Genomic DNA, 20,672 nt, shown 5'->3' with positions numbered 1-20,672 from the left:
TCAGGCGCCGAGGGACGCCATCGCCGCATCGTAATCGGGTTCGGTGGTGATCTCGTCGACGAGCTGCGTGTAGATCACCGTTCCCGTGTCATCGAGGACGACGACGGCGCGGGCGAGCAGTCCGGCCAGCGGGCCGTCGACCATCGTCACGCCGTACTCCTTGCCGAAGGCGCTGCGGAACGCCGAGGCGGTGACGACATCGTCGATGCTCTCCGCACCGCAGAAGCGGGCCTGCGCGAACGGCAGGTCGTTCGACACGCACACGACGGTCGTGTTCTCGAGACTCGCGGCGAGTTCGTTGAACCGGCGCACCGAGGCGGCGCACACTCCGGTGTCGACGCTCGGGAAGATGTTGAGCACGACCCGGGAGTCGGCGAACTCCGAGGAGTTGACCTCGCCGAGGTCGTTGCCGACGAGAGTGTAGGCCGGGGCCTGCGTGCCGATGGCCGGGAGGTCTCCGGAGGTGTGGACGGGGTTGCCTTCGAGTGCTGTGGTCGCCATGCTTCGATCGCTCCTTGACGGAAGGTGAATGGGTCGTTCCTCACTCTACGGCAATCGTCGTCGGCCTCAACCGACCGTCCAGCGCCGAGGCGAACCACCACCTCGGCGGGTCGCCTCAGTGGGCGGACGGCTTCGCGGCGAAGCGCTTCTCGACGATGATGAGGATGATGACGACGATCGCCCCGGCGACGGCGAGGAGCACCGGGCCGAGCACGGGGTCGTAGGGGGCGAGCAGGCCGCCGGCACCGTGCGGTTCGCCGTCGGAGCCCACCTCGGCGGCGGACTGCCACGGCCACAGAGCGCGGAGGGATCCGAGCATGAGTCCGGCCATGATGAGCAGCGTCCACCAGCGGTGATTGTGGAGGAAGTAGCGGAGGATGTTGACGAAGACGGCGAGGCCGACAACGGCGCCGAGGCCGAAGACGGCGATGTAGACGAGGTCGCGTTCGTCGACGGCCCGCAGAGTCGTCGTGTACATGCCGACGGCGAGAAGGAAGAACGAGCCGGAGACACCGGGCACGACGAGCGCGCAGATCGCGACCGAGGCGACGAGGAAGACGGCGATGAGCGGCGGGTTCTCCACCTCGGCGCCGCCGGCCAGCCCGGTCATCCAGAACGCCAGCGCGGCCGCGGCGATGAACGCGAGGATGCCGAGCGCGATGGGTTCGCGCCGCGTTCGGGGCGGCAGCATGAGCAGGGGCACGAGGATGCTCGCGGCGACGAGACCGAAGAACAGTCCGCGGGCGAGTTCGGGGTTGTCGGTGACGAATCCGGCCATGAGACCGGCGATGCTGAAGACGGCGGTGGCCATGCCGAGGAGGACGGGGATGATGAGGAACCAGTCGGTGCGCTTGAGCTCCGCGAGAGCCCCAGAGAGCCGATCGGGGCCGGTGACGAGCGTCTTCGCCGCCTTGACGACGTGTGCGGCGGAGTCGATGAGCTGGTCGTAGACACCGGTGACGAGGGCCACCGTGCCGCCGGAGACGCCGGGGACGAGCTCGGCGGAGCCGATGAGGAAACCGCGCACGAGGTCGAGGGGAATCCACGCCTTCGAACGGCGCGGTGCGTCAGTGGGCGTGCTGGTGTGATTGGGGGCAGGAGAAGTCAAGGGTCGCTTTCGTCCGACGACAGGGCATTGGATTCGCCTCTATCGTCTCACAGCGGTCTGCGCCCTCCCTGATCGCGCAGGTGAGCGGCCCGACCCGATCAGTCGCCGACGGCTCCGTCGATGCTCTCTCGGAGGAGGTCGGCGTGGCCGAGATGTCGGGCGTACTCCTCGATCATGTGGATGAGCACCCACCGCACATTCTGCACGCTGCCGTGGGAGCGGCGGCGCAGCGGTGTGCCGAGATCAGCGATGCCGGCGAGCACCTCCCGTGAGCTCTCGACCGCGCGTTCGTGGAGGTCGAGCAGCTCTTCAGGCGAATCGTCGGCGGCGCTCTCGAAATCCCAGTCGCGGTCGCTCCGCCAATCGATCGCCGCGAACGGCTCGGGCAGTGCCTCCCCCGCCGTGCGATCGAGGAACCACGTGTACTCGACGAGGCTGAGATGCTTGACGATGCCGCCGAGCGTGAGACTCGAGACGCCGACGGTGCGCCGCAGCTCCTCCGCGCTCAACCCGGCGACCTTCCGGCGCAACACCTGCCGTTGGTAGTCGAGGAATTCGACGAGTCCCTCACGCTCGTCCGGCTGATCGCGGGGTTCGTCCAGCGGCAGATTCATCGGGGGTCCTCACTCTCTGCCTTGCGGCGACCGATGTCGAAGACGTAGCCCTCGGGATCCGTCAGTGTTGTCCATTCGATGCCGAATTCATCGAACGAGGCGACCTTCGTCGCGCCCAGCGCCACCGCGCGATCGACATCGGCAGGATAGTCGGGATCGTCGAGGTCGATGTGGAGAGGATTCTTCGCCACGACCCTATCTGTGCTCTTCGGTTCGGCACTCCGAGCATCAGCTCGGTCATCGACCTTGAGGAAGAGCATGCCCGGCGTCGGTGACGTCCCATCGTGGATTCCGCCGATGCTCGCGACGAACTCGTTGGCGCCCTCATCGATCTCGGCGTGGAGCAGCTCCGCCCAGAACAGCGACTGGGTTTCGACGTCGGTGCAGTCGAAGGTGATGCTCAGGGAGTTCAGCGAGGCCATGACAGGTGGTCCTTCCTTGTATGGTCGAGCAGTCGATGACGGGTTCCACCCTATGCCGCGGCACTGACGTGACCGCCGCGGACCGAGATCCGCCGTCATGTGACGTCTCACCCGGCCGGCGGGTGCGAGCTCAGGCGCGCGGCTGGCGCGCGAGCTGACGGGACTGGGCGACGAGGCGCCCGGCGGAGTCCCACAGCTCGCAGTCCTCTTCGAACATGCCGCCGGCGATGTTGCGGGTCTGCACCTTCACGCCGATCCACCCCGGTGCCGGGTGCGCCCGCACGTGGGCGGTGAGCTCCATCGTCGGAGCCCAGTTGAAGCGCCCGAGGTCGAACATCACCGGCGGGAAGGCGTCGAGGAAGGCGAGAAGCGCCAGCGGATCGGGATCGGCGCCGTCGCCGAGCCTGATCCATCCCTGGAGGAGACCGCGCCCGCTCGGACGGCCGGCCGCGAATCCCGCGGTGGCAGGGTCGAGACGCATGTCATAGCGGAAGACGACGGGCGCGGAGTCGAGGAACTCCTGCGGACCCTCGGCCATCGGAATGCAGTCATCGGGGTCGGGAAGATCCGGTCGCTGCGCTGAGGTGGCGACATCGTCGGGAAGCGCGCCGAGGCTGCCGAACGTCGCGAGCGCCGTGATCCTCGGCTGCCCCTCCTGGTTGAGATCGGCGCCCAGCGTCGCGCTCGACCGACCGGTGCGGATCGTCCGCACCGCCACCTCGGCGGGCCCGGAGTCGCTGGGACCGAGGTAATAGGCGGAGATGACGAGCGGATCCGGCGTGGCGGGAGTGGTCTGCGCCATCGCTCGACCGATGACGCCGAGGAGGTAGCCCCCGTTGACGGCGCCGCCGACCTTCCAGCGGCCGTCGAGGTCGGCGGAGTAGTGGGCGTCGCCGCGCGGAGTGACTGCGGTCGCGTGGGCGAACTCGCTCTGGGTCTCATCGGTCATGTGACTCACGTTACCAATTACTGATCGGTAGACAAGTCATTGTGAGCGACGACTTCGGCGCTCGTTGCCGCGGCGATAGTTCCCTGTCGCTCGTGCGAGCAGCTGCTGGTCGGCGGCGTCGCTGTGACCGAGCTTGGGTATGAGTGCGGCGGCCTGCCGACCGCCGAGCTCCATGACGGTGCGGCCGCCGCGCCCGATGACGATGACTCCGGACTTCGTGATCCGGTAGTCGAAGGGATCGTCGTCGATGCTCACTGTCACTCCCCTCTCTGCGGTGACGGACTACCGTTGGTGCCATGAGCATATCCTTCGAACCGATCGTTCCCGGCGGCCGCGATCGCACCGCACTCATCGAGTTCTTCTCGACGAACGCCTTTCCGTACCATGCGCGGGCGGGTGTGCGGTCGGTCGGTGAGGCCGCGGAGTTCGTCGACTCCGGTGGCTTCCTCGGCGACGACGGTGTCGCACTGTGGGTCGTCGACGCCGAGCTGGGTCGGATCGGCCTCGTGCGGATCGATGACCTCGGCGATGACACTCCGGAGTTCGATCTGCGCGTGGCGGCGGATCACCGCGGCAGGGGCTTGGGCGAGGAGATCCTGCGGGCGGTGACGGACCATCTGTTCACGACCACCTCGGCGCAGCGCTTCGAAGGAATGACGAGGGCGGACAACGTCGCGATGCGGAAGGTGTTCGTCCGGGCGGGGTGGACGAAGGAGGCTCACCATCGGCGAGCCTGGACCGTCGAGGGCGGTGACCGGCTCGATGCCGTCGCCTATGCGATTCTCCGCGAAGAATGGGAGACCGGCGTGAGGATTCCAGTCGAGTGGGACGACCAACCGGACTGAGCGCAGAGATCAGGATTGGGCACCTCGATCGGGACTGAGCGCAGAGATCAGGATCGAGCACCGCGATCGGGACTGAGCGCAGAGTTCGGGGACGGCGAAGCGCCCCTGGTGATGTCCACCAGGGGCGCTTCTGCTGTGCTCGAGCGATCACTCAGTGATCACAGAGTCTCAGTTCTTCTTGACCCGACGCATCGTCAGCACCACAGCGGCACCGCCGACGAGGAGCAGGCCGGCACCGGCTGCGAGGCCGGTGAGCTCGGCACCGGTGCGGGGCAGGTCGCCGCCGCCGTCACCGCCGTCCTTGCCACCGTCGTCGCTGCCACCGCCGCCGTTGCCCTGGTCATCGGAGACGACCGTGAACGAACCGGTCAGGGGCGACTCGTCGTCGGTGTCGTTGGCACCGGTGACGGACACGTCGTACTTGCCGCGATAGACCGAGGGGTCGGAGGCGCTCGTGCCGTAGATCGAGAATCCGGCGACACCGTCGGCGTTCGCGGTCTCGGTCAGCTCGATGCCCTTGACGTTGTCAGGACCGGCGACGACCTTGAGCGTGACCTTCTCACCCTCGTCGAAGCCCTTGACGGTGATCTTCACGCCCTTGTCCTTCTGGACGAAGTCCGTGTCGACGATCTCCTTCGGGGTGATCGAGATCGCACGCTCGGCCGGGGCCTCGCCGTCCTTCGAATCGTCCGAGTCGGCGTTGGCGTCCTTCGCGTCGGCTGCGGCGTTGGCACCCGCATCCTTCGTGTCGGCACCCGAGTCCGCGTTGGCGTCCTTGGCATCGGCACCGGCATCGGCTTCGGCACCAGCGTCAGCCTCGGCATCGTCACCGTTGGCCGCAGCGTTCGCGTCATCAGCGGACTCGACGGTCACGGTGAACTTCGTGACCTCGGATTCCTGGCCGTCGACGACAGCCTGGGCCGTGTAGTCGTAGGCACCGACAGCTTCGGGGCCCTCAATGGTGAAGTTTCCGTCGGCGTCGGCCTTGACGGTCTCCGCACCGGTCGGAGCGGCCTCAGCCTTGGCACCCGCCGTCTGCTTCGAAGCGGACTGCGTGCCGGCCTTCGGTGCCCAGGTGATCTTCACCTCAGCGTTCGGAGTGGCCTGGCCGGTCACCTGACCGTTGGGCTTGATCGTCTGGTCGCCGGCCTTCGGCGCTTCCGGCTGTTCCGGGTTGCCGTCGTCGGAGGCGTCAGCCTCGGCACCGGCGGCACCGGCATCAGCGTTGGCACCGGTCGAAGCATCAGCCTCGGCACCGTCAGCACCGGCATCAGCGTTGGCACCGGTCGAAGCGTCAGCCTCGGCACCGTCAGCGCCCGCATCAGCATTGGCACCGGTCGAAGCGTCAGCCTCGGCACCGTCAGCGCCCGCATCAGCATTGGCACCGGTCGAAGCGTCAGCCTCGGCACCGTCAGCGCCCGCATCAGCATTGGCACCGGTCGAGGCATCAGCCTCGGCACCAGCGGTGGAGTCGGCGTTCGCATCGTCGCCGCCACCGTTGTCCGGCGGGGTCAGTTTGAAGCTCTGGCCGGACTGTTCGAGGGAGTAGTCGAGGTCGGCAACCCAACCGAACTGGAACGTGGTGCCGTTCGACGTGGTAGGTCCGCCACCCGAGATCACGCCGACGGCAGTGTCTCCCTGGAAGACGGCTCCACCCGAGTCACCGGGCTGCGAGAACGGGTCACTGACTTCCGACCGGACGCCGAATCCGTGGACCCAGTATCCGCCGATGTTCGCGTACTGGAACCGCTCGTTGTATTCCGTCCAGACATCGCCTTCGGTGACTCCGGTAGTGCGACCGGACTTCTTCACTTTGCCAGGCTGCTCAGAGCCGACCTGCTTGATATCAGTCGCGAGACTCGTCGACAGATCGTTGGTCGAGGCACTCGTCCAATCGGTCACGCCGTTCTTGACACCGTACTTGGCCTCGTCGACATTGATGACGGCGAAGTCGATGTCAGTGGACTTCGGCTGCGGCCATCCGTTCGGGTCGTCACCGACCAGGTAGTCGCCACTGCCGTAGCTCGTGAATCCCCAGGTGCCGATGACACCGAGTCCGGATCGAACGAATCCGTCGCCTCCGGCAGCGGGAGCGGTCGCCGGCTGCTCAGTCTGGTCGACCGTGGTCGACCCCGAAATGACACCGGTGTCCGCGTTGTAATCCTTCGCGCAGTGTCCAGCGGTGAGGACGATCGGGTTACCCGCCCCGTCCCAGCCGGAGAAACCGGTCGAACACGCTCCACCACCGGAAGGAGACGTTGCGAGGTAACCCGCTCCACCGACGATGTCGTTGGCCGCATAGGGCTCGAGCTCGCCGACGCCTTCAATGACATCGACATTGTCGAACTTCTTCTCGAGGTCCTCGATTTCGGCGGTCTTCTCCTGAACGCCGAGGTTGAGCTTCCCGTTCTTCACACCATAGGCGTTGACGTTCCCGGGATCGATCTCTGCCAGAGCCTTCTCGACCTGCTTGTCACTCTGCACGTCCAGCTTCTGCGGGCCGGTGGCCATCGCAGGGGACGCGAAGAACGCACTGCCGAGGCCGAGGGCCGCGGCGGCGGTCATAGCGAGCGAGCTCTGCACGAGCTTCTTCTGCATACTTTCCGTCTCTCTTCTTCGGGGAGTTGCCAATGTCACAAAGTGATGACCTTAGTCACAAACAGGTTACGGGCCGCATCCATGGACCACCAAGAAATGGGGTCTGTTCCTGTGAACTAAATGAACGAAACAGAAGACTGCTCCAGCGAGACCGAGCGATGGGACTGTCTTCGTTCCAGTTCAGACCGCTGCTGAGTTGTGAGAACCGCACCAGAACGCCGCTCGGCCCCGGCGCGGCAACATCTCGACTCATCGGGCGCTTGCCGCAGTGCAGCATCACGAAACGGAAAACAAGGGCGCCCCCAGTGTCTCCACCGAGGGCGCCCTGTCAACTGTGCTCACACCGCGACCGACCAGAGTCGGTCACTGTGCGACTCTCAGCGCATTCAGTTCTTCTTCGCGCGACGCATCGTCAGCACCACAGCGGCGCCGCCGACGAGGAGCAGACCTGCACCGGCAGCGAGACCGGTGAGTTCAGCACCGGTGCGGGGCAGGTCGCCGCCGCCGTCACCGCCGTCCTTGCCGTCGTCGCTTCCGCCGCCGTTGCCCTTCTCATCGGCAACAACCTTGAACGACCCGGTCAGAGCCGACTCGTCCTCGGTGTCATTGGCACCGGTGACGGACACGTCGTACTGGCCGACGTAGACCGAGGGGTCGGAGGCGCTCGTCCCGTAGATCGAGAAGGCGGCGACGCCATCGGCGTTGGCCGTCTCGTCGAGTTCGATGCCCTTGACGTTCTCCGGTCCGGACACGAGCTTGAGCGACACCTTCTCGCCCTCGTCGAAGCCCTTGACGGTGATCTGCACGGCCTTGTCCTTCTGGACGAAGTCCGAGGCGGCGATCTCCTTCGGGTCGACCGTGATTCCGCGCTCCACCGGAGCCGGGGTCTCGGTCTTCTCCTCCTCGACTGTCACCGTGAAGGCAGCGGCTTCCGACTCCTGACCGTCGACGACAGCCGTCGCGGTGTAGTCGTAATCGCCGGCGGCCTCGGGGCCTTCGAGGACGAAGTTGCCATCGGCATCGGCCTTGACCGTCTCCGAGCCCTCCGTCGCAGCCTGCGCACTGTTCGTGCCGGCATCGGCTGCCGGCTTCCAGGCGACCTTGACCTCGGCATTCGCCGCTGCCTTGCCCTTGACGTCACCGTTGGGCTTGATCGTCTGATCTTCGACCACGGGAGCGGCTGGGGCCTCAGGCGTCTCCGTGCCCGGCTTCTCGACGTTGAACGACTGGCCGGACTGCTCGAGCGAGTAGTCGAGGTCAGCGACCCAACCGAACTGGGTGCCGTCGTCGGCAGGTCCGCCGCCGGAGATGACGCCGACAGCGGTCTCACCCTGGAAGACGGCTCCACCGGAGTCGCCCGGCTGCGAGAACGGCTTGTCGGCCGGCGAGCTCACGCCGAAGCCGTGCACCCAGTATCCGCCGACGTTGGTGAAGTCGTAGTCGTACTCCTCGCGCGGGATGACTTCGCCCTCGGTCAGACCAGTGGTGCGTCCGGACTTCTGGATCTTGCCTTCGGTATGGGCACCGACCTTCGCGATGTTCGTCGCGAGGCTCGAGGACAGGTCCTCGGTGTCCGCGGTGGTCCAGTCGGTCACGCCGTTCTTGACGTTGTACTTCGATTCGTCGACGTTGATGACGGCGAAGTCGATGTCGCTTTCCTTCGGGAGTGGCGGATTCGGGTCCGTCGGGTCGAGGAGGTCACCGCTGCCGTAGCTCGTGAAGCCCCACTTGCCGGCGATGCCGAGGCCCGACGGATCGAAGCCCTCGCCGCCGTTGGCCTGCGCGGTGCTCGGACGCTCGGTCTGGTCGACGGTCGAGTCACCGTTGATCTCACCGGTGTCGGCGTTGTAGTTCTTCGCGCAGTGACCCGCAGTGAGGACAACCGGCTTGCCCGCGTCGTCCCAGCCGGAGAATCCGGTCGAGCAGACGCCGCCGCCGGCCGGGGTCTGCACGAGGTACCCGGCACCACCGACGAGGTCGTTCTTCGCGTACGGCTGAAGCTCCTTGATGCCTTCGGTGATCGTGATGTTCGAGTACTTCTTCTCGAGATCCTTGATCTCCTGCGTCTTCTTCTCGACGCCGAGGCTGAGCTTGCCGTCGCGCTCACCGTAGGCATTGACGCCTTCGATGTCGGACAGCGCCTTCTGGATCTGGGTGTCACTCTGCACGTCGAGCTTCTGCGGGGCGGCGGTGGCCATCGCAGGCGACGCGAAGAACGCATTGCCGAGACTGAGCGCTGCGACAGCGGACAGGGCGAGCGAACTCTGCACGAGTTTCTTCTGCATACTCTTGGATTCCCTTGGTCGGATTCATTGATGCGATTGTCTGGTGAGTCCGTGAACATGCCGATCCAGCAGTCATCTGCACTGTCACAAACAGGTCACGAAAACAGGTGTCAACCGTGTGCCAGGTTACGGATCGGCAACGGTGCGAAGCAACAAGTTTGCGTGTTGCCGGTGAACAAAACGAACAAAACATGGATTCGTCCGCTTCGTCGGCGATGGGGATCGACCTCTCGGGCGTCCCCGTTATGATCGGTGCATGACGACCCTCAGCGTGCACCGACTGTCTCCCGGCCTCCGGCGCGTCTTCGGCGCGGTCGCCCTTGCGGCGACGCTGCCCCTTGCCGCGTGCAGCACAGGCTCTCCTGCCGAATCACCCACAAGTTCGGCACCCAGCGAGACGGCCTCTCAGACCGGGTCCGCCGCGGCGGAACTCGATCCCACCGGCAGATGGTCCTCACCGGAGGCCGGAGATCCGTTCCTCGAATTCGCCGATGACGGAACGCTGACCGGGTCCGACGGCTGCAACAGAATCCAGACTTCGTGGACGCTCGACGGCGACACCATCGTGATCGAATCGTTCACGAGCACTCAGAAGGCGTGTGCAGGCGTCGACGCGTGGTTGTCGAAGGCGGCGACCGCTACAGTCGAAGGCGATGTCATGACCGTCAAAGACGGGCAGGGATCTGTCATCGGCGGATTGGAGAAGGACAAGTGACTCTCGACGGACAGTGGTCGGCAGGCAAGGATTCGAAGGCGTTCCTCGCACTCGCGGCCGACGGGACTCTCAACGGAAGCGACGGGGCCAATCGCATTGTGACGACCTGGCAGTCTGACGGTGACGCCAGCGCAGTCATCGCCCCGTTCCTCACCACGCAGATGGCCGCGCCGGGAATGAAGACGTGGCTCGGGCGCGTGCGCCGGGTCGAGGCCGACGGTGATGTCCTCGCGGTCTTCGACCAGAGCGGGAACCGCCTCGGCGAGCTGATCCGCGACCACGGCGGGGAGAAGTAGATGGCCGGCGGCCTCTTCGCCCTCCTCGACGATGTCGCCGCACTCGTCAGACTCTCCGCGGCCAGCCTCGACGACGTCGCCGCCGGTGCGTCGCGTGCCGGTGCCAAGACCGTCGGCGTCGTCGTCGACGATGCCGCCGTCACTCCGAAGTTCGTCGAAGGCGTCGATCCCAAGCGCGAGCTGCCGATCATCAAGCGCATCGCATTCGGCTCGCTATTCAACAAGATCGTCATCATCCTGCCGATCATCCTCCTGCTCAGTCAGTTCCTCCCGTGGCTGCTCACTCCCCTGCTCATGGTCGGCGGCACGTACCTGTGCTTCGAGGGGGCCGAGAAGATCTTCGAGAAGCTCGGCTGGGTCGAGGCGCACGACGACAAGGAGGAGGCCGCCGGGCAGGAGCCCGAGGATGAGGCCGGTCGTGAGAAGAAGATCGTGCGCTCGGCGATCACCACGGACTTCGTGCTCAGCTGCGAGATCATGGTCATCGCCCTCAACGAGGTGGCCGACGAGCCGCTGCTGTCCCGGGCGATCATCCTCGTCGTCGTCGCGCTGGCGATCACCGTCGGCGTCTACGGCGTCGTCGCCCTCATCGTCAAGATGGACGACATCGGCCTCAACCTCGCCGGTCGAAAGAATCCGGGTGCGCAGAAGTTCGGGCGCTTCCTCGTCCAGGCGATGCCGAAGCTCCTCGGCGGGCTCTCCGTCATCGGCACCCTGGCGATGCTCTGGGTCGGCGGCCACATCATCCTCGTCGGCACCGACGAACTCGGCTTCACCGCCATCTACGACTTCGTCCACAGCCTCGAGGCACCTGCCGGCGAGGTGGCCGGCATCCTCGGCTGGCTCGTCAACACGTTCTTCTCGCTCATCCTCGGTGCGGTCTGGGGCGCCAACGTCGCGGCGATCGCGATCGGCATCCAGAAGCTCGTGAAGAAGCCGAACCACGACTCATCCGATCACACGGCCGCGAGCGGCGCTCGAGTCGCCGATGCGCGGAGCGCGCAGGGTGCCGCATCGGACGCGTCTGACACCGGCACACAGACCCGTCGGCCCGACACCGACGGGCCTGACGGTGCCCGGCCCACCACCGACGGGACCAACACCGCCCGGCCCACCACCGACGGGGCTGACGGCGACGGGACCGCCAAGCGGTAGGCGGCACCCCCGGATTCAGCTGAGCGGCCGCGCACCCGTCAGGCGCGGGCCTTCTCCGCGCGTTCGGCGAAGGTCTTCTTCGGCGGGCCGGGCACGATCATCGGCGCGCCGGTGACAGGGTCGTCGATGACGCTGCAATCGATGCCGAACACATCGTGGACGAGCTCGGCGGTGACGATCTGCGAGGGGGCGCCCTGGGCGACGATCGCGCCGTCCTTCATCGCGATGATCTCGTCGGCGTAGCGGCACGCCTGATTGAGGTCGTGGAGCACGGCGACGAGGGTGTGCCCGTGCTCGTGATTGAGCTGCGCGAACAGGTCGAGCAGTTCGATCTGGAAGGCGACGTCGAGGAACGTCGTCGGCTCGTCGAGGAGGAGCAGCGGCGTCTCCTGGGCGAGCACCATCGCGACCCACACCCGCTGCCGCTGACCGCCGGAGAGCTCATCGACCTGACGGGCCGACAGCTCCTCGGCGTTCGTCGCTCGCAGCGCGGAGAGCACGGCGATCTCGTCGTCATCCGTCCACTGCTTGAGGAAGGACTGATGCGGGTGGCGGCCGCGTGCGACGAGTTCGCCGACCGTGATGCCCTCCGGGGCGATCGAGCTCTGCGGCAGCAGGCCGAGGCGCTTGGCGATCTGCTTCGTCTTCAGCTTCGTGATGTCGGTGCCGTCGAGGAGGACGGTCCCATTCGCCGGCGGCAGGAGACGCGCGAGGGCCCGCAGCAGCGTCGACTTGCCGCACGCATTCGGCCCGACGATGACGGTGAACTTCCCCTCCGGGATCCGCACATCGAGGTCGGTGACGATCTGGCGCTGGTCATAGGCGAGGTCGAGGTTCTCCGCCATCAGCGGCGCCGGGGCGTCGACCCCTGAGGATGCGAGGTCTGCGGCCATGGTGTGAGCGCTCATTGTGCCCTCCGAGCTTCTTGGACGAGTAGCCAGATGAGGTAGACGCCGCCGATGCACACGGTGACGACTCCGACGGGAAGTTGGATCTCACCCAGAGCGTGCTGGGCGATGAGGTCGGCCCCGACGAGCAGGAGCGCGCCCACGGCGGCGGCCATGAGCAGGCTCGTGCCCTGCGACTTCGCGATGCGCCGTCCGATCTGCGGGGCGGCGAGGGCGACGAAGGCGATCGGACCGGCAGCGGCGGTGACCACGGCGACGAGCGCGACGGCGACGAGGATGAGCGCCGCCCGCACGGGTTCGTTGCGCACCCCGAGAGCCTTCGCGGTGTCGTCGCCGAGCTCAAGCGTGCCGAGGTCGCGGGAGAAGAGTCCGCAGGCGATGCCGAGGACGATCGTGGCGATCGTCGCCGGCAGGATCGTCGACCAGCCCATGCCGTTGAGGGTGCCGGCACCCCACGTGGCGGCGGCCATCGCGAGGTCGAGGTCGGCGCGCATGATCAGCCACGTGTTGAAGGCGCTGAGCATCGCCGTGAGCGCGATGCCGACGATGATGAGTCGGAAGCCCTGGACACCGCCCTTCCACGTGAGGACGTAGACGAGGACGGCGGTGAGGATGCCGCCGACGATCGCGCCGAAGGCGGTGGAGACGAAGCTCGACCCGAAGAAGATGATCGTCACGATGCCGCCGGTGTAGGCGCCGGTGGAGAAGCCGATGATGTCCGGACTGCCGAGCGGATTGCGCGTCAGCGACTGGAAGACGGCACCGGAGACGCCGAGGCCGGCGCCGAGGACGATGCCGGCGACGATCCGCGGGGCCCGCCATTCGCCGACGACGGTGTTGACGATGCGCTTGTCAGCGGCTCCGAAGAGACCTTCGAACACCTCGGTGGGGGTGAGGGAGAACTCCCCGAGGAGAAGGCCGAAGAAGCCGCACACGAGGGCGAGGAGCGCGACGATGCCGGCGGCCACGACGACACGGACGTCGATGCGGTGGCCGAGCACCCGGGCCATCGGCCGACCGAAGTCGATCCGCTCCCCCGCGGCCGCGCCCTTGCCGGGGACGAGTTCGCGGACCGGCCTGGTGTCCGCGCCTGCTGATGTCGGGTTCACAGGCCGCTCGCTTTCTTCCGGCGCACGAGCGCGATGAGGACGGGGGCGCCGACGAACGCGGTGACGACTCCGACCTGCAGCTCACCGGGCTTCATGACGACCCGGCCGATGATGTCGGAGGCGAGCAGGAGGATCGGGGACAGGATGAGCGAATAGCTCAGGATCCACCGCTGGTCGGGACCGACGATCCACCGCGCGATGTGCGGGATCATCAGTCCGATGAAGCCGATCGGACCGGCCGCTGCGGTGGCGGCTCCGGCGAGGAGGGTGACGGCGATGATCGAGAGGATCCGCGTGCGGTTGACCGAGGTGCCGAGGCTCGCGGCGAGATCGTCGCCGAGGGCGACGGCGTTGAGCGAGTGCGAGAGCGCCAGCGCGAGGACGATGCCGATCGCGATGAACGGGACGACCGCGGAGACCGTGTCGAAGCCGCGGCCGGCGATCGCGCCGACGTCCCACGAGCGGAACGCGTCGAACGCGCGTTCGTTGGTCAGCAGGATGCCCTTCGTCAGTCCCGTGAGCACCGCGGCCACCGCGACCCCGGCGAGGGTGAGCCGGATGGGATCGACCGTGCGGGTGCGTCCGGCGGAGCCGATGACGTAGACGCCGGTCGTCGCGAGCAGGGCGCCGAGGAAGGCGAACCAGACGTAGCCGCTGATCGAGGTGATGCCGAAGAAGCCGATGCCGACGGTGACGGCGAACGACGCCCCGGCATTGACGCCGAGGATGCCGGGATCGGCGAGCGGGTTGCGGGTGAGCGCTTGGATGAGCGCCCCGGACAGCCCGAGTCCCATGCCGACGATGATGCCGAGCACGGTCCGCGGGTACCGCAGCTCGAGGACGACGAGCTGATCGTCGCTGCCGGAGGGGGCCACGAACGCGCCGATGACCTCCGAGACCGGCATGTCCCGCGTGCCGATCGCGAGGGAGGCGAGGATGACGACGACGAGCGCGATGAGCGCGATGACGAGGCCGATGGCGCGTCTCGCCCTGAGTGCGGTCGAGGTCGAGGGCTTCGAAGGGGAGTCTGCTGTCGCCGAGGCGGGGGTGGCGAGAGCAGTCATCGGAAGATCCTCGGAGGTCGATTGATTAAGGACAGGCTAACCACAATCTAGCCCACATGCGTCGCTCAGCCAACCGCCTCCGCGCTCATGCGGATGTGATCTTGCCGATCCTCTCAGAAACCTGACGCTGGATGCGCGAGAGCATTCCGCTCATCCCCCGCAGTCGCAGCGGGCTCACCGCGTCGGTCAGCGACAGCCGCAGAGGCAGGTCCGCGGGCACGGAGAGCACCGTCGCCGCGGACTGCCCGTCAAGGCCTTCGGAGAGGATGCCGGCGAACCCGCGGGTCGTCGGCGCCTCGGGCGGGGCGGAGAAGTGGAGGCGCACGGTCGCCTGCTCTCCGCTCTCGGGGTCGTCGACCTCGGTGACGAGGAAGATCGGCGACTGGCATTCGGGCACCGGTTCGAGGAGCTCGGGATGATCGGCGTACTTCGCCGGCAGCTCGGGCAGCTCACTCGAGAACTCGAGGAGCAGCTGGAGCCGCTCGGCCGGCTCGGTCTCGGCGAAGTCGGTGACGATCTCGGCCAGCGAGTCCGGCAGGTCGGAGGTGGTGATGTCGTCGGCCATCAGCGCGCCGGCACCTCGCCCGGTTCGGTGCCCGTGGCGATCGGCACGCGCACCGCGTTGCCCCACTCCGTCCACGATCCGTCGTAGTTGCGGACGTGGTCGTAGCCGAGGAGGTGCTGGAGGACGAACCACGTGTGGCTCGAGCGCTCCCCGATCCGGCAGTACGCGATGACGTCGTCGGAGGTGCCGAGGCCCGCGCCGTCGGTGTAGATGGCGCGCAGCTCGTCCGCGGTCCGGAAGGTGCCGTCCTCGTTCGCGGCCTTCGCCCACGGCACCGACTGCGCCCCGGGGATGTGACCGCCGCGCAGGGCGCCCTCCTCGGGGTAAGCGGGCATGTGGGTGCGTTCGCCGCTGTACTCCTCGGGGCTGCGGACGTCGATGAGCGGACGTGTGCCGAGTCCGTCCCTGACCTCGGGCAGGAAGGCCCGCAGCGTCGCATCGTCGCGCTCGACGACCGGGTAGTCGGTGGTCTCCCGCTGCGGCTTCTCGGTCGTCATCTCCCTGCCCTCGGCCTCCCACTTCGCACGGCCGCCGTCCATCAGGCGGACATCGGCGTGGCCGAAGAGCGAGAACACCCACAGCGCGTAGGCGGCCCACCAGTTGGACTTGTCGCCGTAGAAGACGATGGTGTCGTCACGGGAGATCCCCTTGGCGGCCATGAGCGCCGCGAACCCCGCACCGTCGACATAGTCACGGGAGACGGGGTCGTTGAGCTCGGTGTGCCAATCGACCTTGACGGCGCCGGGGATGTGGCCGGTCTCGTAGAGGAGGACGTCCTCGTCGCTTTCGACGATGACGACGCCGGGATCGCTCGCATGCTCGGCCACCCAGTCGGTGCTCACCAGGCGGGATCCGTCGGCGTAGTCGGCGAACTTGGGAGTCTGGTCGATGGGTGCGCTCACGCGTTCCTCCTGTGGGATCGATGTCAGTTCAGCGTGTCCGAGGCCGCTGCCGTCGCCTCGGCGGTCGAGGCAGCGTCCTCTGTGGCGACAACGCCGTGTTCAGCCAGCATATTCCGGACGGTTGAGGAACGTCCGCAGAGCCGTCACGAACGCCTCGGGCTTCTCCGAATGGACCCAGTGTCCCGACCCCTTGACGGTGACGAGCGTGGTCCGGGGGAAGAAGGAGCGCATGAGCGGCAGCTGTGCACGGTCGATGTAGTCCGATTCCGCGCCGGCGACCCAGAGCACGGGGCGGGGGAACCGGGTCGCACCGGTGGCCGCATCGACGAGGTCGGACTCCTCCGGAAAGCCGCCGATGACCGGGAGGTTCGCCCGCAGCATCGTGAGGTTCGGCTGCCACGCGTAGCCGCCCGAATCCGGTCTGAGGTTCTGCAGGAGGAAGCCGCGCACCGTCGGGTCGGGGATCTTCTCCGCGAGCGCCGCGTCCGCCTCGGTGCGTGAGGCCACGGTGTCGAGGTCGAGCTCGGCGAGGCTCGTCAGCAGGTGGTCGAATGTGCCGACGTCTCCCCCACCGCTCGGGGCGATGTCGACGACGACGAGGCGGTCGACGAGGTCGGGGTGGCGCAGTGCGAGCACCATTGCCGCCTTGCCCCCGAGGGAATGGCCGACGAGGTGGACGGGGCGATCCTCAGGATCGGTCGCCTCGGTGATGGCGGCGGCCACGGCATCCGCGGTCGCGACGTAGCTGAAGGCGTCCGTCCACGCCGATTCCCCGTGATCGGGGAGGTCGATGAGGAGGCTCGAGAACTCCGGGCTCAGGGCCTTCGCGATCGACGCGAAGTTCTTGCCGCGCCCGAACAGTCCGTGGAGGAAGACGATGAGCTTCCCCGTGTCTCCGATGCGTCTGCTGGCGATCTCACTCACGTCACCAGCCTACCCGTCAGCGGCGCCCTGTCACCGTCTTCGCCAGCGCCGCCAGGGAGGCGTCGAGGAAGGCCGGCGGGAAGACCGGGAAGCCCCCGAAATCATCGCGCACCGCCTGCGTCGTCCCCGACCAGTCGTAGGTCAGAGTCACCTCGGTGCCCCCGTCGACGGGGGCGAGGTCATAGCGCCAGCGCCAGCCGCCGACGGCGACGTCGCCCGTGCCGTCGTCCTGGCCGGGATCCCAGCTGATCGCCGTGTCGGGTTCGAAGGCGGTGACGACGTTGTCCATCCGGTAGGCGCCGCCGGCCTGCTCAAGGAACATGTTCATCGAGAAGACCTGTCCGACGCGGGTGATCGGTTCGGCCGAGATCGCCGAGCGCACCCAGTCGCCGGGTTCGGTGTCCTGGTGGCGGCCGGGATCGGCGAGCACGGCGAAGATCTCCGCCGGTGAAGCTGGGATGACGCGGGTGCTCGACATCTTGTCGCCGGGATAGGTCGTCTGGGAGCGTGCTGCGCGCGTGTCGGCCATGGCCTCAGCCTAGGCATGGGGATGGGAATTGGGAAGTCCGCGCCGAGGGTGTTCTCAACTCATGGGTAGGGTGTGGACATGGACTTGCACTTCTCCGAATACGACACGCGCGTCGCCGGCTACGCCGTGATCGTCAACGACAGCGATGAGATCCTGCTCAGCTGGTTCAACGGCGGTGGCGAGCCCAACCGTGCCCTGTGGACGCTGCCGGGCGGAGGCATCGACTACGAGGAGAGCATCGAAGACGGCACCGTGCGGGAGATCCGGGAGGAGACCGGGTTCGACGCCGAACTCCTCCGCCCGCTGACGACGCACAGCTTCACGGAGAAGCACCGCCGCAGCGGGCGCCCCTTCAAGGGTGTGCGGGTCGTCTATCTTGCGCGGATCGTCGGCGGCAGCCTCGGCACCCTCGAGGTCGACGGCACGACCGACAGAGCCGAGTGGATCGCGATTCCCGCACTCGCGCGGATCCGCCACGCCCGCATCATCGACGTCGGACTCGAGGCGTGGCTGGCCGATGAGGCGAAGCGGGCGAGCAGGCGGTGAGGTTCTCGCGCCACCTGCCGCACGCCGCTACTTGACCGCGGGCTTGAGGAGCTCCGGCATCGTCTGCGCGGCGTAGCGCGCCGAGAGCACGGAGTTGAGCGAGAACGCCTTCCGCACTTCGTCGTCGTCCTGGGTGAGCACGACCGAGCGACCGTCGGCGACCGCGGGAATCCGTTGGAATGCGGGATCGTCAGTGACCTCGGAGTCAGGGATGTAGATGGGGAAGACGAGGAGGAGGTCCGCGTCGAGGTCATCGAGCTTCTCCTCCGACACCGGCACCGTGAAGCCCTCCGGCTTGAGTCCGTCGATCGTCGACGACTGCGTGAAACCGAGGTTCTCCATGAACTGCACGCGCTCGGTGCCCTTGATGTAGGCACCCCAGCCCTCGGACGTCTTCGCCGCCACGGTCACTGACTTGCCCGCGAACTCGGGGTTGGCGTCCCGGGCGGCCGCGAACTCGGCGTCGAGGTCCTCGAGCTGCTTCTTGCCCTTGTCCTCCTCGCCGAGGGCTTCTGCGACCATCGTCACCTGCTGATCCATGGACGTGAGGTAGTTGTCGCCGCCCTCGGGCGGACCGACGGTCGGGGCGATCTCGCTGAGACGGTCGTAGCGCTCCTGCTCGCCCGAGCTCTTCGTGTCGAGGATGAGGTCGGGTTCGAGCGCGGCGATCGCCTCATAGTCGGGTTCGAGGGTCGCGATGATCTCCGGCGGGGTGTCGTAGAGCTGATCCGCCCACGGGCCGACGCCGGAGCCGCCGAATTCGACCCAGTCGGAGGCGCCGACGGGCTGGACGCCGAGCGCCAGCGCCGTCTCCGCGTCACCCCAGCCCAACGCCACGACGCGCTGCGGGTCGGCGGGGACCTCGACGGCACCGAACTTCGTGTCGACGCTGGCCCCGGTCGCGGCCGTCTCCGCATCGTCGGCGCCGCCGCCGGAACAGGCGGTGAGCAGGAGGACGGAGGCGAGGATGGGGGCGAGGATTCTGCGCATGGATCTCTTTCGTCGGAGTTTAGGCAAGCCTAGCTTAATCCATGACGGGGCGTGGGGTGAACGCCACCGGCCACCCGTGCCCGAGCTCAGCGCTCGGGTCTGATCTCGAGTCCGCCGACGTCGACCTTCTCCAGGGGCACGAGTCCGGCAGGGCGACCCTTGACGAGCCGGTAGATGCCCCACACGAGAAGGAAGGCGGGAAGGCCGATGTAGGCGGAGGCGACCTCGAGGACGCGGCCGTCGACGACGGCTTCGATGTTCTGCCCGGCGACGACGACGATGAGCATGATGAGCGCGATGATCGGCCCGATGGGAAAGAGCGGTGCCCGGTAGGGCAGGGCGGCGACGTCATGGCCCTGGCGGACGTAGGCGCGACGGAAGCGGAAATGGCACCAGGCGATGCCGATCCACACGATGAACCCGGAGAGACCGGAGACGTTGATGAGCCAGGTGTACGCCGCCCCGTCGCCCATCACCTCGGTGAGGAATCCGAAGAGCCCGATGAACGCGGTCGCGAAGAGGGCCATGACGGGTACCCCGCGGGCGTTGAGACGGGCGAACAGCCGTGGGGCGGTGCCGTCCTTCGCCATCGCGTAGAGCATGCGGGTCGAGGCGTAGAGTCCGGAGTTGCCGGCGGAGAGGATCGCGGTGAGGATGACGGCGTTCATCACGCTCGCGGCCACGGCGATGCCCGCGCGCTCGAAGACGAGGGTGAACGGCGACGCGGTGATGTCGTCGTTGTCCGCCGCGGCCAGCAGCGACGGATCCGTGTAGGGCAGGAGGAATCCGATGACGACGATCGCCCCGATGTAGAAGAGCATGATCCGCCAGAACACGGTCCGGATCGCCCGCGGCATGTCGCGACGAGGGTCCCGGGATTCGCCCGCGGTGACCCCGACGAGCTCCGTGCCCTGGAAGGAGAAGCCGGCGATCATGAACACGGAGATGATCGAGACCCACCCGCCGACGAACGGCGCCTCCCCGGTCGTCCAGTTGCTCAGTCCCGGTGAGCTGCCGCCGATGATGCCGGCGATCATGAGCACGCCGAGGACGAGGAACGCGAGCACGGCTGTGACCTTGATCGCGGCGAACCAGAACTCCCCTTCGCCGAACGCGCGGGCCGAGAGGAAGTTGAGGCCGGTGAGGAGGGCGAGGAAGACGGCCGCCCACACCCATGACGGCACGTCGGGCAGCCAGAACGACATGATGACACCGGCGGCGACGAGTTCGGCGGCCAGGGTGATCGCCCAGTTGAACCAGTAGTTCCAGCCCATCGCGAAGCCGAAGGAGGGGCTGACGTACTTCGAGCCGTACGTGTGGAAGGACCCGGCGACGGGCAGATGGGTCGACATCTCGCCGAGGGACTGCATGACGAAGAGGACCATGATCCCGATGACGGCGTACGCGAGCAGCGCCCCGCCGGGGCCCGCCTGGGAGATCGTGCCGCCCGATCCGAGGAAGAGGCCGGTGCCGATGGCGCCGCCGATCGCGATCATCTGCAGGTGACGCGACCGCAGTCCCCGCTTGAGTTCCCGGGAGTTCTCGTTCCGGGTGGTCGTCGCCGAGGTGGTCGGCTGTGGCATCGTGTCCCCTGCTCGCGTTCGGTCGGGTCCCGGTTGCGGGCCCCGGCCATTCTTATCACATCAC

Annotated in this window: 22 protein-coding genes; 5 read left to right on the top strand and 17 right to left on the bottom strand. The window is 67.2% G+C overall.

The window, feature by feature from the left end:
* The 6 genes from tpx to FJ887_RS16765 all read right to left on the bottom strand — a co-directional run bounded on the left by tpx (position 1) and on the right by FJ887_RS16765 (position 3,849).
* Positions 1 to 501 (bottom strand): thiol peroxidase, encoded by a 501-nt coding sequence (tpx, locus tag FJ887_RS16790; RefSeq protein ID WP_140955665.1) that lies wholly within the window; start codon positions 499 to 501, stop codon positions 1 to 3.
* A 115-nt stretch (positions 502 to 616) separates the two neighbouring features.
* Positions 617 to 1,609 carry a DUF368 domain-containing protein gene (locus FJ887_RS16785; protein ID WP_140955664.1) on the bottom strand — a complete coding sequence of 331 codons (993 nt, stop codon included), beginning with the start codon at positions 1,607 to 1,609 and terminating at the stop codon, positions 617 to 619.
* A gap of 98 nt (positions 1,610 to 1,707) precedes the next feature.
* A complete protein-coding gene (locus FJ887_RS16780) occupies positions 1,708 to 2,223 on the bottom strand; it encodes a DinB family protein (RefSeq protein WP_140955663.1) in 516 nt (171 codons plus the stop codon).
* On the bottom strand, positions 2,220 to 2,645 hold the full coding sequence (locus FJ887_RS16775) for a VOC family protein (RefSeq protein ID WP_140955662.1): 426 nt from the start codon (positions 2,643 to 2,645) through the stop codon (positions 2,220 to 2,222). Before FJ887_RS16775 ends, FJ887_RS16780 begins: the two co-directional genes overlap by 4 nt.
* A gap of 130 nt (positions 2,646 to 2,775) precedes the next feature.
* Positions 2,776 to 3,594 (bottom strand): thioesterase family protein, encoded by an 819-nt coding sequence (locus FJ887_RS16770; RefSeq protein WP_140955661.1) that lies wholly within the window; start codon positions 3,592 to 3,594, stop codon positions 2,776 to 2,778.
* A gap of 36 nt (positions 3,595 to 3,630) precedes the next feature.
* A complete protein-coding gene (locus FJ887_RS16765; protein WP_140955660.1) occupies positions 3,631 to 3,849 on the bottom strand; it encodes a hypothetical protein in 219 nt (72 codons plus the stop codon).
* Between the two features lie 41 nt (positions 3,850 to 3,890).
* On the opposite strand from FJ887_RS16765, the gene FJ887_RS16760 reads away from it, so the two are divergent.
* Entirely contained in the window at positions 3,891 to 4,439 is a 549-nt protein-coding gene (locus tag FJ887_RS16760; protein ID WP_140955659.1) for a GNAT family N-acetyltransferase, read from the top strand.
* A gap of 168 nt (positions 4,440 to 4,607) precedes the next feature.
* On the opposite strand, the gene FJ887_RS16755 is transcribed toward FJ887_RS16760, so the two are convergent.
* Complete coding sequence (locus tag FJ887_RS16755; RefSeq protein ID WP_250786271.1) at positions 4,608 to 7,037, bottom strand: S1 family peptidase; 2,430 nt, start codon at positions 7,035 to 7,037, stop codon at positions 4,608 to 4,610.
* Positions 7,038 to 7,423: 386 nt separating this feature from the next.
* On the bottom strand, positions 7,424 to 9,322 hold the full coding sequence (locus FJ887_RS16750; RefSeq protein WP_140955657.1) for a S1 family peptidase: 1,899 nt from the start codon (positions 9,320 to 9,322) through the stop codon (positions 7,424 to 7,426).
* Positions 9,323 to 9,578: 256 nt separating this feature from the next.
* Between FJ887_RS16750 and FJ887_RS16745 the strand changes: the two genes are divergently transcribed.
* The 3 genes from FJ887_RS16745 to FJ887_RS16735 are packed head-to-tail and all read left to right on the top strand — an operon-like array spanning position 9,579 to position 11,488.
* Complete coding sequence (locus FJ887_RS16745; protein ID WP_140955656.1) at positions 9,579 to 10,037, top strand: META domain-containing protein; 459 nt, start codon at positions 9,579 to 9,581, stop codon at positions 10,035 to 10,037.
* Positions 10,034 to 10,333, top strand: coding sequence for an META domain-containing protein (locus tag FJ887_RS16740; protein WP_140955655.1), 300 nt, complete (start codon positions 10,034 to 10,036; stop codon positions 10,331 to 10,333). The genes FJ887_RS16745 and FJ887_RS16740 overlap by 4 nt, the downstream gene beginning before the upstream one ends.
* Entirely contained in the window at positions 10,334 to 11,488 is a 1,155-nt protein-coding gene (locus tag FJ887_RS16735; protein WP_140955654.1) for a DUF808 domain-containing protein, read from the top strand. It begins immediately after the preceding gene.
* Between the two features lie 38 nt (positions 11,489 to 11,526).
* On the opposite strand, the gene FJ887_RS16730 is transcribed toward FJ887_RS16735, so the two are convergent.
* The 7 genes from FJ887_RS16730 to FJ887_RS16700 all read right to left on the bottom strand — a co-directional run bounded on the left by FJ887_RS16730 (position 11,527) and on the right by FJ887_RS16700 (position 17,489).
* Positions 11,527 to 12,396, bottom strand: coding sequence for an ABC transporter ATP-binding protein (locus tag FJ887_RS16730; RefSeq protein ID WP_140955653.1), 870 nt, complete (start codon positions 12,394 to 12,396; stop codon positions 11,527 to 11,529).
* Positions 12,393 to 13,406, bottom strand: coding sequence for a FecCD family ABC transporter permease (locus FJ887_RS16725; RefSeq protein WP_140955674.1), 1,014 nt, complete (start codon positions 13,404 to 13,406; stop codon positions 12,393 to 12,395). The genes FJ887_RS16730 and FJ887_RS16725 overlap by 4 nt, the downstream gene beginning before the upstream one ends.
* A 95-nt stretch (positions 13,407 to 13,501) precedes the next feature.
* Positions 13,502 to 14,569 carry an iron chelate uptake ABC transporter family permease subunit gene (locus FJ887_RS16720; RefSeq protein ID WP_140955652.1) on the bottom strand — a complete coding sequence of 356 codons (1,068 nt, stop codon included), beginning with the start codon at positions 14,567 to 14,569 and terminating at the stop codon, positions 13,502 to 13,504.
* An 85-nt stretch (positions 14,570 to 14,654) separates the two neighbouring features.
* Entirely contained in the window at positions 14,655 to 15,134 is a 480-nt protein-coding gene (locus FJ887_RS16715) for a SufE family protein (RefSeq protein WP_140955651.1), read from the bottom strand.
* Positions 15,134 to 16,036, bottom strand: a complete 903-nt coding sequence (locus FJ887_RS16710) for a sulfurtransferase (RefSeq protein WP_140955650.1) — start codon at positions 16,034 to 16,036, stop codon at positions 15,134 to 15,136. The genes FJ887_RS16715 and FJ887_RS16710 overlap by 1 nt, the downstream gene beginning before the upstream one ends.
* A gap of 99 nt (positions 16,037 to 16,135) precedes the next feature.
* Positions 16,136 to 16,960, bottom strand: a complete 825-nt coding sequence (locus tag FJ887_RS16705) for an alpha/beta fold hydrolase (protein ID WP_137824654.1) — start codon at positions 16,958 to 16,960, stop codon at positions 16,136 to 16,138.
* A 16-nt stretch (positions 16,961 to 16,976) separates the two neighbouring features.
* Positions 16,977 to 17,489 (bottom strand): SRPBCC family protein, encoded by a 513-nt coding sequence (locus FJ887_RS16700; RefSeq protein WP_140955649.1) that lies wholly within the window; start codon positions 17,487 to 17,489, stop codon positions 16,977 to 16,979.
* Positions 17,490 to 17,567: 78 nt separating this feature from the next.
* Between FJ887_RS16700 and FJ887_RS16695 the strand changes: the two genes are divergently transcribed.
* Positions 17,568 to 18,035, top strand: coding sequence for an NUDIX hydrolase (locus FJ887_RS16695; protein ID WP_140955648.1), 468 nt, complete (start codon positions 17,568 to 17,570; stop codon positions 18,033 to 18,035).
* A gap of 27 nt (positions 18,036 to 18,062) precedes the next feature.
* Here the strand turns inward: FJ887_RS16695 and FJ887_RS16690 are convergent, their stop codons facing one another.
* A complete protein-coding gene (locus tag FJ887_RS16690; protein WP_140955647.1) occupies positions 18,063 to 19,025 on the bottom strand; it encodes an iron-siderophore ABC transporter substrate-binding protein in 963 nt (320 codons plus the stop codon).
* Positions 19,026 to 19,111: 86 nt separating this feature from the next.
* Positions 19,112 to 20,608 carry an amino acid permease gene (locus FJ887_RS16685; RefSeq protein ID WP_140955646.1) on the bottom strand — a complete coding sequence of 499 codons (1,497 nt, stop codon included), beginning with the start codon at positions 20,606 to 20,608 and terminating at the stop codon, positions 19,112 to 19,114.
* Positions 20,609 to 20,672: the final 64 nt, after the last annotated feature.

Source organism: Brevibacterium sp. XM4083 (genome assembly GCF_006489205.2).
Taxonomy (GTDB): Bacteria; Actinomycetota; Actinomycetes; order Actinomycetales; family Brevibacteriaceae; genus Brevibacterium.
This window is presented reverse-complemented; position numbering and strand designations above follow the sequence as displayed.